The sequence below is a fragment of the Streptomyces sp. NPDC101219 genome (genome assembly GCF_044767675.1).
GTDB lineage: Bacteria > Actinomycetota > Actinomycetes > Streptomycetales > Streptomycetaceae > Streptomyces.
The window spans coordinates 23,266-36,191 of the sequence record NZ_JBIWOK010000011.1; the positions used below are offsets into that span (position 1 = coordinate 23,266).

Sequence of the window (12,926 nt, forward strand, 5' to 3'; positions counted from 1 at the left end):
CAGGCCGGGCGGTCCGTCGGCCGGGCGGCCGGGCGGCGGGGCCTGCGGGACATCCCCGGGGCATTCCCCCGGGATCCGCCCACATCACGACTTGACCTGCGCCGTGGACCCGGCGGACAAGTCTGGGAAGATGGGGCCGACAATGACGTCGCATCCAAGGTTCCAGGTCAGGGCCGACAGTACGCAGTACGCCAACCCGCAACGCTAAGAGGAGCGGACAGATGCCCATCGCAACTCCCGAGGTCTACAACGAGATGCTGGACCGGGCGAAGGCAGGCAAGTTCGCCTACCCGGCCATCAACGTCACCTCGTCCCAGACCCTGCACGCGGCACTGCGCGGCTTCGCCGAGTCGGAGAGCGACGGCATCGTCCAGATCTCCACCGGCGGCGCCGAGTTCCTGGGCGGCCAGCACAGCAAGGACATGGTGACCGGCGCGGTCGCCCTGGCCGAGTTCGCGCACATCGTCGCCGAGAAGTACGACGTCAACATCGCCCTGCACACGGACCACTGCCCGAAGGACAAGCTGGACGGCTACGTCCGTCCGCTGCTCGCGGTGTCCGAGGAGCGCGTCAAGGCCGGCCGCAACCCGCTGTTCCAGTCCCACATGTGGGACGGCTCCGCGGAGACCCTGGCCGACAACCTCACCATCGCGCAGGAGCTGCTGGAGCGCGCCCGCGCCGCGAAGATCATCCTCGAGGTCGAGATCACCCCGACCGGTGGCGAGGAGGACGGCGTCTCGCACGAGATCAACGACTCCCTCTACACCACCGTGGACGACGCGATCCGCACCGCGGAGGCCCTCGGCCTCGGCGAGAAGGGCCGCTACCTGCTGGCTGCGTCCTTCGGCAACGTGCACGGCGTGTACAAGCCGGGCAACGTGCGCCTGCGCCCGGAGCTGCTGAAGGAGCTGAACGAGGGCGTCGCCGCCAAGTTCGGCAAGCAGGCCTCCCCCGGCCCGTTCGACTTCGTCTTCCACGGCGGTTCCGGCTCCAGCGAGCAGGAGATCCTGACCGCGCTGGAGAACGGCGTGGTCAAGATGAACATCGACACGGACACCCAGTACGCCTTCACCCGGCCCGTCGCCGACCACATGTTCAAGAACTACGACGGTGTCCTGAAGGTCGACGGCGAGGTCGGTTCCAAGAAGACCTACGACCCGCGGACCTGGGGCAAGCTGGCCGAGGCGTCGATGTCCGCGCGCGTCGTCGAGGCCTGCCGCCACCTGCGCTCCACGGGCACCCGCATCAAGTGACCGGATAGCGGACCACCCGCGGAAGAACCCGGCACCCTCCGCGGTGCCGGGTTCTTCCGTATGCTCCGAAGATGTCCGACGTCCGGCTGGCCTCCCCGCAGGGCCGGTGGATCCTGCTCACCACCGTCCTCGGCTCCGGCATGGCCATGCTCGACTCCACGGTGGTCAACGTCGCCCTGCCGCGCATCGGCCGCGACCTCGACGCCGACCTCGCCGCCCTGCAGTGGACCGTCAACGCGTACATGGTCACGCTGGCGGGGCTGATCCTGCTGGGCGGGGCGCTCGGGGACCGGTTCGGCCGGCGGAAGGTGTTCGTCGTCGGCGTGGTGTGGTTCGCCACCGCCTCCCTGCTGTGCGGGCTGGCCCCGGACGCCGGGACCCTGATCGCCGCCCGCGCGCTGCAGGGCGTCGGCGGCGCCCTGCTCACGCCCGGCTCGCTCGCCCTCATCCAGGCGTCGTTCCACCCCGAGGACCGGGGCCGCGCGGTGGGCCTGTGGTCCGGCTTCGGGGGGATCGGGGCGGCGGTCGGCCCGTTCCTCGGCGGCTGGCTGGTGGACGGGCCGGGCTGGCGCTGGGTGTTCCTGATCAACGTGCCGGTCGCCCTGGTGTGCGCCCCGGTCGCCGTGCGCCATGTGCCCGAGTCCTCCGGCGGCGGCCGGCACGGCCGGTTCGACGTGGCCGGCGCCGGTCTCGGCGCGCTGGCGCTCGCCCTGGTGACGTACGCGCTGATCGGCGCCGAGGAGGCGTCCCCCGCGGTGGCCGTCGCGGGGGCCGCGGGGCTGGCGGCCGCGGTGGCCTTCGTGTGGGTCGAGCGGCGCCACCCGGATCCCATGATGCCGCCGGCCATTTTCACCTCCCGGCAGTTCACCGCGGTCAACCTGCTCACCCTGTGCGTGTACGCGGCTTTCGGCGGTTTCTTCTTCCTCGCCGCGCTCCAGTTGCAGGTCGTCGTCGGCTACTCGGCGCTCGCCGCCGGCGCGGCCCTGCTGCCGACGACCGCGCTGATGCTGCTGCTCTCCGCCCGCTCCGGTGAGCTCGCCGACCGCATCGGCCCGCGCCTGCCGCTCACCGTGGGGCCGCTGCTGTGCGCGGCGGGCATGCTGCTGATGCTGCGCGTCGGGCCGGGCGCCTCCTACCCGGCCGACGTGCTGCCCGCGCTGCTGGTCCTCGGGTTCGGCATGGTCGCCCTGGTGGCGCCGCTGACGGCGACCGTGCTCGCCTCGGTGGACGTCGGCCGGGCCGGGCTGGCCAGCGGCATCAACAACGCCGCCGCCCGCGCGGCCGGGCTGCTGGCAGTGGCGGCGCTGCCGCTGCTCGCCGGGATGGGCCCGGAGGCGTACCGGCGGCCGGACGCCTTCGACGCCGCGTTCGGCCGGGCGATGCTGTGGTGCGCGGGCCTGCTGGTGGCCGGCGCGGTCCTCGCCTTCGCGACCGTGCGGCGTCCCGCCCCGGACTGCCGCCGCCCCGAGTGCCGGGTCCACGGCAGTGTCACCGTCCCCCCGCTGGAGCCCCGCACCGGTGCCGGACCGCTGCGGGAGGACGGTCGCGGGCCCCGCTGAGAGGCGGGGCGCGCGGGCCGGTGCCACGCCTCCCGTCGCGGCCCGACGCACCGGCGCGACGTCCTGCCCGATGTACGAGACTGGGGGCATGTCGATTCACGAGAACCTCCTCGGGGGCCCGCCCCCCACGCACCTCCCCGACGACCCCGGGCCGCGCGAGCTGCTCGCGTCGGGCGCCACCCCCACCGACGTCGCCGCGCAGTACCCCACCTCGTCGCTGGCCTGGGCCCGGCTGGCCGACGAGGCGTTCGAGCGGGGCGGCGTCGTCGAGTCGTACGCCTACGCCCGTACGGGCTACCACCGCGGGCTGGACGCCCTGCGCCGCAACGGCTGGAAGGGCCACGGCCCGGTGCCGTGGGAGCACGAGCCCAACCGCGGCTTCCTGCGCGCCCTGCACGCCCTCGCCCGGGCCGCCCAGGCCATCGGCGAGAAGGAGGAGTACGAGCGCTGCTCGCAGTTCCTGAAGGACTCCTCCCCGACGGCGGCCGAGGTCCTCGGCTGAGCGGTCGTGACCGCGTCGAGGCCCGCCCGTGAGCGGGCGGGCCTTGCGGATCAGTGGGGCTCGTGCGCAGGATGCGATGGGGACCGGGGCCCCCGTGCCGGTAACGGCAGGGGCGGACCGCTACCCGGAGCACATTTCAGGAGACAGCGATGTCCCACGAGGCTCACGAGCCCGAGACCCCGCATCTCGACTTCCAGGGCACGACCCCGTACGAGGACTACGTCAAGGCCGATGTCCTCACCCACCTCCAGCACACCCTCTCCGACGATCCCGGAGAGATGGTCTTCCTGGTCACCACCCAGGTCATGGAGCTGTGGTTCACCGTCATCGTCCACGAGTGGGAGACGGCCGCGAAGGCGCTGCGGGAGGACGACGTACCGACCGCGACCGACGCGCTGAAGCGCTCGGTGCGCGAGCTGGAGGCGCTGAACGCCTCCTGGAAGCCGCTGAGCGGGCTGACCCCGGCGCAGTTCAACTCCTACCGGGGTGCCCTCGGCGAGGGGTCCGGCTTCCAGTCGGCGATGTACCGGCGGATGGAGTTCCTGCTCGGCGACAAGTCGGCGTCCATGCTGGTCCCGCACCGGGGCGCGCCCCGCGTGCACGCCGAGCTGGAGAAGGCGCTGCACGAGCCGAGCCTGTACGACGAGGTGCTGCGGTACCTCGCCCGCCAGGGGCACCCCGTCCCGGACGAGGTGCTGCGCCGCGACGTCGCGCAGCGCTACGAGCCGTCCCCGCAGGTGGAGGCCGTCTGGACGGCCGTGTACGCGGGTGACGAGCGGGACGCGACCGCGCGCCTGGGCGAGGCGCTGACGGACGTCGCCGAGCTGGTGTGGCGCTGGCGCAACGATCACCTCGTCGCCACCCGCCGCGCGATGGGCGCCAAGACCGGGACGGGAGGCTCCGCCGGGGTGGCCTGGCTGGAGAAGCGGGCGCAGAAGAGCGTGTTCCCCGAGCTGTGGACGGCGCGGTCCTATGTCTGAGCTGCGCATACGGGCCAAGGAACTGGACGGGGCCGACGAACTGGCCGGCAAGCGCGCCGAGTTCGTACTGGACACCGCGTCCGACGGGGCGTCCGGCACCGCGGGCGTCTACCTGGACGGGAACTCGCTCGGCGCGCTGCCCGCCGCCGTGCCCGCCCGGGTGGCGGACGTGGTGGCCCGGCAGTGGGGCGAGCTGCGCATCCGGTCCTGGACGGAGAGCGGCTGGTGGACCGCGCCCGAGCGGATCGGCGACCGGATCGCCCCGCTGGTGGGCGCGGCGGCCGGACAGATCGTCGTCGGCGACTCGACCAGCGTCAACGTGTTCAAGGCCGTGGTCGGCGCGGTGCGCCTCACCCGGCTCGCGGACCCCGGCCGGGACGAGATCGTGGTCGACGCGACCACCTTCCCCACGGACGGCTACATCGCCGAGTCCGCGGCCCGCATGACCGGCTGCACGCTGCGGCCGGTGACCCCGGACCGGGTGCCGGGCGTGCTCGGGGAGCGGACGGCCGCCGTGCTGCTCAACCACGTCGACTACCGCTCCGGCCGGCTGCACGACCTGCCCGCGCTCACCGCCGCCGTGCACGCGGCGGGCGCCCGCGTGGTGTGGGACCTGTGCCACAGCGCGGGTGCGCTGCCGGTGGGCCTGGACGGGCACGGCGTGGACCTCGCGGTCGGCTGCACCTACAAGTACCTGAACGGCGGCCCGGGTTCACCCGCGTACCTCTACGTCCGCGAGGAGCTCCAGGACCGCTTCGACTCCCCGCTGCCCGGCTGGAACTCCCACGCGGAGCCCTTCGGGATGCGACCGGAGTACGAGCCGGCGCCGGGTGCGCTGCGCGGGCGGGTCGGCACCCCCGACATCCTGTCGATGCTCGCCCTGGAGGCGGCGCTGGACGTCTGGGACGGAGTGTCGGTCGAACAGGTGCGGGCGAAGTCCCTCGCGCTGACGGACTTCTTCCTGGAGTGCGTGGCCGCGTACGTCCCGGACGGCCGGGTCGAGTGCCTGACCCCGCTCGCGCACGGGGAGCGGGGCAGCCAGATCGCCCTGCGCTGCCCGGACGCCGGTGACGTGATGCGGCGGCTGATCGGCCGCGGGGTGGTCGGCGACTTCCGGCACCCGGACGTGCTGCGCTTCGGCTTCACCCCGCTGTACCTCGGCTTCGCGGACGTGGAGCGGGCGGCGCGGGTGCTCGCCGAGGTGCTGACGGCCGACGGGGACTGACCCTGCGCGTCGTGGCTGCGTGCCGCGTTCCGGCTCACCCCGCTGCTCGCCGAGGTGCTGACGGCCGACGGGGGCTGACCCTGCGCGTCGTGGCTGCGTGCCGCGTTCCGGCTCACCCCGCTGCTCGCCGGGGTGCTGGCGGCGGACGGGGACTGACCCTGCGCGTCGTGGCTGCGTGCCGCGTTCCGGCTCACCCCGCTGCTCGCCGGGGTGCCGGCGGCGGATGGGGGCTGACTCCGCGCGTGGTGGCTGCGTGCCGCGTTCCGGCTCACGCCGGTGCTCGCCGGGGTGCCGGCGGCGCACGGGGACTGCCCCCCGCGCGCCGTACCGGCAGCCGTGTTCCGGCCCACCCCGCCCCCCGGTGCGGGGTGGGCCGGCACCGTCGGACCCGGAGGTTCACCGAGCGTGATATCCCCATGTCCACGCGGGTCGTGGTGCTGATACCGTCCCGGCCAAACGGCCGGATCCTTCACCGGTCCGCATTCACATCGCACCGCTGAGAGGTCGAGCATGACGGACGCCGCCGCAGCCGCCCGGGCCGCCGCCGAGGAGGAGGCGGCCCTGTCCCACGCGCCCGTCGACCCGGACACGAGCGCGGCCTACGGCGACGGCCCCGACCAGGTCGTCGACTTCTACGCGCCGCGCGCAGCGGCCGGCCCGGGCGGTCCGGCCCCTCTGGTCGCCGTCCTGCACGGCGGGGCCTGGCGGGACCCCTACGACCGGCGGCACATCAGCCCGTTCGCGGCCTTCCTGGCCCGGCGGGGCTTCGCCGTGGCCGGCGTGGAGTACCGGCGCGGCGCGGGCCGGGACGCGGCCGGTGAGCACCTTGCGGGCCGGTGGCCGGACACCTTCGACGACGTCGCCGCCGCCCTGGACGCCCTCCCCGCCCTGGCCCGGCGGCACCTGCCGCAGGCCGATCCCGGCCGCACGGTCGTCACCGGCCACTCGGCGGGCGGCCACCTCGCCCTGTGGGCCGCCGCCCGGCACCTGCTGCCCGCCGACGCGCCCTGGCGCACCGACCGCCCCGCCCCGCTGCGCGGCGTCGTCGCCCTCGCCCCCGTCGCGGATCTCGAGGTCGCCGACAAGCTGGCCGTGTGCGGGGGCGCCGTGCGCCAACTCCTCGGCGGCGACGAGCGGTTCGCGGAGCGCCTGCCGTACGCCGACCCGGCGGTCCTGCTGCCCACCGGCATCGCGACCACCATCGTCCAGGGCCGCACCGACCTCGACGTGCCGCAGGCGGTCGCCGAGTCCTACGCCGACGCCGCGGCCAAGGCGGGCGAGGTGGTGGGCCTGACCCTGCTGGAGGACGTCGGCCACTTCCCCCTGATCGACCCGGCGGCCGACGCGTGCGCGGTGGTGGCGGAGGAGATCGCCCAACTGGCCTGGTGACGGCTCGGTTCCGGACCACTGCCCCGCCGTCGGGGCGGTCGCCCGTCGTACCCCTCATACCTGGGAGCTACCCCGCAGGTGAGTCCCGCGGCGGGACGCGGATCACCCCGCGGCTGCGTAACTTCCTTGCCCAGCGGGCCCGATGGCCGGGCGCCGCACGGAGGCGGAGAGGCGATGCGGCGGGGGAGCGTGGCCCAGGCGACGGCGACGGCGACGGCGACGGCGACTGCGACGGCGCCGGGGCGGGGCGGGGCGTGCCGCGCGCGGGGGAGGGGCCTGCCCGCCGCGCTCATCGACCTCTCCGCGACGGCCGTACTCCTCCGGCACCGGACGGCCCGCCGGCCGACCTCGAAAGGAGTACGCCATGTCTAGGCTGAAGCGCGTGACGGACACGGGGGGGACGACGCGGACTGCGGTTGCTGCTGATGCTGCGGCACGACCTGCTGACGCTGCGGCCCGACCCGATGCCCCCGTCGGTGTGGCTGCGCTGGGTGCCGCACGGAGTGGTGTGCCTGGCGGCGGTCGCCCTCTTCCTCGGCGACGTCAACCAGCTCCAGGGGGACGGGAAGCTGGGCACGGCCACGTCCCTGCTGATCGCGGCCGGACAGTGCGGGGCGGTCGCCCTCGCGCTGCACCGCCCGGTGCCGGCGCTGTGGCTGTCGCTCACCGCGACGCTCACCGGAGCCGTCCTGCTGCGCCCCCTGCTGATGGGGTACCAGATCCTCGGCTTCCCCTGGCCCTGGAACCCGTGGGGCCTCGCCGCCCACCTGCTCGTGCTGCTGCTGCTCGCCCTGCGGGTGCCCACCCGGGCCTCCGCCGCGGCGCTGGCCCTGACCGCACTGCTCACCTACGTCCTCCAGGGCGTGTGGGGCGCCTGGTACCACTCGCCGACCGGTGAGGCCGCCGTAATGCTGTCCGCCGTCGCCGTCGTGCTCGGGATCGCCCTGCGGGGCCGCCGCGAGGCCCGCGCCGAACTCGTCGAACAGACCACGCTGACCGCCGAGGAACGCGCCCGCCGCACCCTCCTGGAGGAGCGCAGCCGCATCGCGCGGGAACTGCACGACGTGGTGGCCCACCACATGTCGGTGATCTCCATCCAGGCGCAGGTCGCCCCGCACCTCGTCGAGGACCCGCCCGGCGAGCTGAAGGAGAACCTCGCCGGCATCCGGCAGAACGCGGTCGACGCCCTCACCGAACTGCGCCGCGTCCTGGACGTGCTGCGCTCCGAGCATCCCGTCCCCGACGACGGCCCGGGCGGCCCGGAGACCTCCCGGCACGCCCCGCAGCCCACCCTGGACCGGCTGGAGGCGCTGGTGGAGAACACCCGCGCCGCCGGGCTCGCCGTCACCACCGAGGTGAGCGGCGGGCGGCGCCCGCTGCCGCCCGGCGTGGAGCTGTCGGCGTACCGGATCGTGCAGGAGGCGCTGAGCAACGTCCTGCGGCACGCGCCCGGGGCGACCGCGCGCGTCGTCCTGGCCTACGACCCGGGCGGGTTGCGCGTGGAGGTCGTCAACACCGGCCCGTCCCGGGAGGCGCCGCCGTCGGCCGGGGCCGGCCACGGACTGCTCGGCATGCGGGAGCGGGCCGTCATGCTGGGCGGCGGGCTGACGGCCGGCCCCTGGTCGGGAGGCGGCTACCGGGTCGACGCCTACCTCCCCGCGCCCGCGCCGCACACCTCGCCCCTCCCTCTCCGGAACGGCACCGCATGATCCGTGTACTCGTCGCCGACGACCAGCAGATGGTCCGGCAGGGCTTCACCGTGCTGCTCAACACGCAGCCCGACATCGAGGTGGTCGGGCAGGCGGTCGACGGGCTGGACGCGGTCCGGCGGACCGCCGACCTCGCCCCCGACGTCGTCCTCATGGACATCCGTATGCCCGAACTCGGCGGCATCGAGGCCACCGCCCGCATCACCGCGGCGACCCCGCAGATCAGGGTCCTCGTCCTGACCACCTTCGACCTCGACGAGTACGTGTACGAGGCGCTGCGCGCCGGGGCGTCCGGCTTCCTGCTGAAGGACGCCTCCGCCGAGCAGCTCGCCGAGGCGGTCCGGGTCGTCGCGGCCGGGGACGCCCTGCTCGCGCCGGGCATCACCCGGCGGCTGATCGCGGAGTTCTCCCGGCTGGACCCCCGGCCTCGCACCCCGCCCGCACAGCGGGTCGCCGAGCTGACCGACCGCGAGACGGAGGTGCTGGTGCTGATCGCGCAGGGCCTGTCCAACGCGGAGATCGCCGTCCGTCTCGTGGTGGCCGAGCAGACCGTGAAGACGCACGTCGGCCGGATCCTGGTGAAGCTGGGCCTGCGGGACCGCACCCAGGCGGCGGTCTTCGCCTACGAGTCGGGACTGGTCCGGCCCGCCGGGTACTGAGCGGCGACGGCCGGGTGGCCCGGACCCTGCGTACACCGGGGGCGCCGTACCGCCCGGGGTGCCGCCCGGGAGCCATGCGACGGGGTGCCCGGCCTCGGGGGCGGGCCCGTGCCGGCCGCGTACGGCAGCCGTGTAGTACCTGAGACGGACGGCCGGGAACCCGTCTCCACGGGGACGACCGCGGTCACCCGGTCGGCCTACCGTGTGAGCGTGACCGAGACGACCCACACGCAGCCCCCGGGCGGCCCGCGCCGCGCCGGGGACGGGGCGGATTCCCGCAGCCCGGAGTACCGGCTGGCCCAGAACGTCCTGCAGGGCCTGCGCCAGGACCTGTTCCACGACCCCTTCGCCTACCGCCCGCTGCCGCCCCGGCGCACCGACGGCCCGTTCGTGCGCCGGCTGCCCGGGCGGCTGCGGTCGGCCGCGCGGCACCTGCCGCACGCCGTGGTGGGAGGCATCGCGCTGTTCGCCCTCTTCGTCGGGGCGGTGTCGGGCGGCATCCCCGGCGGCGACGCCCTCGCCCTGCTGACCGGCATGCTGTGCGCGCTCCCGGTGCTCGCCACGCTGGTCCGGCCGGTGGGCGCGTTCTGGCTGTCGCTGGGCGTGACCCCGGTGGTCGCCGTCCTCAGCGGCAGCGGCGCGGGCGACTGGCCGTGGATGCCGGGCGCCTTCCTCTGCCACCTGACCGTGCTGGTCGTCGTGGCGCTGCGCACCCGGCCGCGGACGGCCGCCTGGATGTGGGCGCTGACCGCCCTGTACGCGCTCCTGTCGGACGTGGTCTTCGGCGGGCCGTACTACTACACGAACAGCGGACCCATGATGGTGACGTCCGCCTTCGCCCTGCTCGCGGTGTCCCTGTGGCACGTGCGGCACACCGCCAGGCAGGAGGTGACCGCGCAGCAGACGGTCACCGCGCAGGAGCGGTCCCGGCGCACGCTGCTGGAGGAGCGCACCACCATCGCCCGCGAGCTGCACGACGTGGTCGCCCACCACATGTCGGTGGTCGCCATCCAGGCCGAGGCCGCGCCGTACCGGGTGGAGAACCCGCCGCCGGAGCTGGAGCGCGCCTTCGCCACCATCCGGGAGAACGCGGTGGCCGCCCTCACCGAGCTGCGCCGCGTCCTCGGTGTGGTGCGCGCCGAGGACTACGAGGCCCCCGACGCCCCGCAGCCCACCCTCGCCGACCTGGACGCCCTGCTCGCCAATGTCCGCGACGCCGGCCTGGAGGTGGAGAAGGTGGTGACCGGCGCGGTGCGGGAGCTGCCGCAGGGCGTGGAGCTGTCGGCGTACCGCATCGTGCAGGAGGCGCTGAGCAACAGCCTGCGGCACGCGCCCGGGGCGAGCGCCCGCGTGGAGATCGGCTACGTCCTCGGCGGGCTCGGCGTCCGCGTCGTCAACGGCCCCGCGCCTTCCCCCAGCCTGATCAAGCCCTCGCCCGGTGCCGGACACGGCATCACCGGCATGCGCGAACGGGTCTCCATGCTGAACGGCGAGATGACGGCCGGACCGACCGACGACGGTGGCTACGAGGTCGCGGTGTTCCTGCCGGTCACCGTGGCCCACGAGACGAGCGGGGAAACGGCATGACCATCCGCGTGCTGATCGCGGACGACCAGATGATGGTGCGCGAGGGCTTCTCGGTCCTGCTGAACGCGATGCCCGACATCGAGGTCGTCGGCGAGGCCGTCAACGGGCGGCAGGCGGTCGAGCGGGTGCGGGAGCTGCGTCCCGACGTCGTCCTGATGGACATCCGCATGCCGGAACTCAACGGCATCGAGGCGACCCGGGAGATCGTCGCCGCCGACGGCACCGCGAAGGTGCTGGTGCTGACCACCTTCGACCTCGACGAGTACGTGTACCAGGCCCTGCGGGCGGGCGCCTCCGGCTTCCTCCTCAAGGACGCCTCGGCCCGCCAGCTCGCCGACGGGGTCCGGGTGGTCGCCTCCGGCGAGGCCCTGCTCGCCCCGACGGTGACCCGGCGGCTGATCACCGAGTTCTCCAAGCTGTCCGAGGGCCCCCGCCTGATGCCGGCCGCGCACGCCGCGTACGGCGACCTCACCGACCGGGAGACGGAGGTGCTGGTGCTGATCGCGCAGGGCCTGTCCAACGCGGAGATCGCCGGACGGCTGGTGGTGGCCGAGTCGACGATCAAGACCCACGTCAGCCGCATCCTGGTGAAGCTGGGCCTGCGGGACCGCACGCAGGCGGCCGTCTTCGCCTACGAGGCCCGGCTGGTCACCCCGGGCTGACCGGATGTGCGCCCCGCGCATCCGGGGCCCCGTCGGACACCGCGGCGACCGGAGTCCGCAAGGGCCGGGCACTGGCACACGGCAGGTGGGCGTTCTAAGGTCCGGGCATGATGGCTCAGCCCGACCTCGCGTTCGACCCGTGGGACCCGGCCTTCGTCGCCGACCCGTACCCCGCCTACGCCGAGCTGCGCGAGCGGGGCCGGGTGCACTGGTTCGAGCCGACGAACCAGTGGCTCGTCCCGCACCACGCGGACGTGTCGGCGCTGCTGCGCGACCGCCGCCTGGGCCGGACCTACCTGCACCGCTTCACCCACGAGGAGTTCGGGCGGACCCCGCCCCCGCCCGAGCAGGAGCCGTTCCACACGCTCAACGACCACGGCATGCTCGACCTGGAGCCGCCGGACCACACCCGCATCCGGCGGCTGGTGTCGAAGGCGTTCACCCCGCGCACCGTGGAGCGGCTGAAGCCGTACGTGGAGGGGCTCGCCGGCGAGCTGGTGACCGCGCTCGTCGACGCGGGCGGCGGGGACCTGCTGCGGGACGTGGCCGAGCCGCTGCCGGTCGCGGTGATCGCCGAGATGCTGGGTATCCCCGAGTCCGACCGGGCGCCGCTGCGTCCCTGGTCGGCGGACATCTGCGGGATGTACGAGCTGAACCCGTCCGGGGAGGCGGCCGAGAAGGCCGTGCGGGCGTCGCTGGAGTTCTCGGAGTACCTGCGGGAGCTGATCGCCGAGCGCCGCAAGAACCCCGGCGACGACCTGGTCTCGGGGCTGATCGCGGCCCACGACGAGGACGACCGCCTCACCGAGCAGGAGATGATCTCCACCTGCGTCCTGCTGCTGAACGCGGGCCACGAGGCCACCGTGAACTCCACGGTCAACGGCTGGTGGGCGCTGTTCCGCAACCCCGGCCAGCTCGCCGCCCTGCGCGCGGACCACTCCCTGGTGCCGCGGGCCGTCGAGGAGCTGATGCGCTACGACACCCCGCTCCAGCTGTTCGAACGCTGGGTGCTGGACGAGATCGAGATCGACGGGCAGGTCATCCCCCGGGGCGCCGAGATCGCCATGCTGTTCGGCTCCGCCAACCACGACCCGGCCGTCTTCACCGACCCGGACCGCCTGGACCTGACCCGCGCCGACAACCCCCACATCTCCTTCAGCGCCGGCATCCACTACTGCATCGGCGCCCCGCTGGCCCGCATCGAGCTCGCCGCGTCGATGACGGCCCTGCTGGAGAAGGCCCCCGGTCTCCGCCTCGCGGCGGAGCCGCTGCGGAAGCCGAACTTCGTGATCAGGGGGCTGGAGGGGCTGGCCGTCGAGGTGCGGTGATCCCCCGTCCGGGTGATCCCGGCGGTTCCGGGCGATGGACGTCAGGGGCTCGTCAAGGTGTCTGCCTGCGGAG

11 protein-coding genes are annotated in these 12,926 nt (G+C 74.3%); all 11 read left to right on the forward strand.

Going from position 1 to position 12,926, the window contains the following annotated elements; all coding sequences use genetic code 11:
• Positions 1-221: 221 nt before the first annotated feature.
• The 11 genes from fbaA (at position 222) to ACIRPP_RS22005 (ending at position 12,853) form a co-directional block, all read left to right on the forward strand.
• A complete protein-coding gene (gene fbaA, locus ACIRPP_RS21955; protein WP_403645384.1) occupies positions 222-1,253 on the forward strand; it encodes a class II fructose-bisphosphate aldolase in 1,032 nt (343 codons plus the stop codon).
• A 71-nt stretch (positions 1,254-1,324) separates the two neighbouring features.
• Complete coding sequence (locus ACIRPP_RS21960; protein ID WP_403645387.1) at positions 1,325-2,812, forward strand: MFS transporter; 1,488 nt, start codon at positions 1,325-1,327, stop codon at positions 2,810-2,812.
• 88 nt (positions 2,813-2,900) lie between these two features.
• A complete protein-coding gene (locus tag ACIRPP_RS21965) occupies positions 2,901-3,314 on the forward strand; it encodes a DUF3151 domain-containing protein (protein WP_164332981.1) in 414 nt (137 codons plus the stop codon).
• A gap of 149 nt (positions 3,315-3,463) precedes the next feature.
• Complete coding sequence (locus ACIRPP_RS21970) at positions 3,464-4,294, forward strand: tryptophan 2,3-dioxygenase family protein (RefSeq protein WP_403645391.1); 831 nt, start codon at positions 3,464-3,466, stop codon at positions 4,292-4,294.
• A complete protein-coding gene (gene kynU, locus ACIRPP_RS21975; RefSeq protein WP_403645394.1) occupies positions 4,287-5,519 on the forward strand; it encodes a kynureninase in 1,233 nt (410 codons plus the stop codon). Before ACIRPP_RS21970 ends, kynU begins: the two co-directional genes overlap by 8 nt.
• A 510-nt stretch (positions 5,520-6,029) precedes the next feature.
• On the forward strand, positions 6,030-6,908 hold the full coding sequence (locus tag ACIRPP_RS21980; RefSeq protein WP_403645397.1) for an alpha/beta hydrolase: 879 nt from the start codon (positions 6,030-6,032) through the stop codon (positions 6,906-6,908).
• A 425-nt stretch (positions 6,909-7,333) separates the two neighbouring features.
• Positions 7,334-8,617: a sensor histidine kinase gene (locus ACIRPP_RS21985; protein WP_403645899.1), complete on the forward strand. Its 1,284-nt coding sequence runs from the start codon at positions 7,334-7,336 to the stop codon at positions 8,615-8,617.
• A complete protein-coding gene (locus ACIRPP_RS21990) occupies positions 8,614-9,276 on the forward strand; it encodes a response regulator (protein ID WP_403645400.1) in 663 nt (220 codons plus the stop codon). The genes ACIRPP_RS21985 and ACIRPP_RS21990 overlap by 4 nt, the downstream gene beginning before the upstream one ends.
• Before the next feature lie 210 nt (positions 9,277-9,486).
• Positions 9,487-10,863 carry a sensor histidine kinase gene (locus ACIRPP_RS21995; RefSeq protein WP_403645403.1) on the forward strand — a complete coding sequence of 459 codons (1,377 nt, stop codon included), beginning with the start codon at positions 9,487-9,489 and terminating at the stop codon, positions 10,861-10,863.
• On the forward strand, positions 10,860-11,525 hold the full coding sequence (locus ACIRPP_RS22000) for a response regulator (RefSeq protein WP_403645406.1): 666 nt from the start codon (positions 10,860-10,862) through the stop codon (positions 11,523-11,525). Before ACIRPP_RS21995 ends, ACIRPP_RS22000 begins: the two co-directional genes overlap by 4 nt.
• Before the next feature lie 107 nt (positions 11,526-11,632).
• On the forward strand, positions 11,633-12,853 hold the full coding sequence (locus ACIRPP_RS22005) for a cytochrome P450 (protein ID WP_403645409.1): 1,221 nt from the start codon (positions 11,633-11,635) through the stop codon (positions 12,851-12,853).
• Positions 12,854-12,926: the final 73 nt, after the last annotated feature.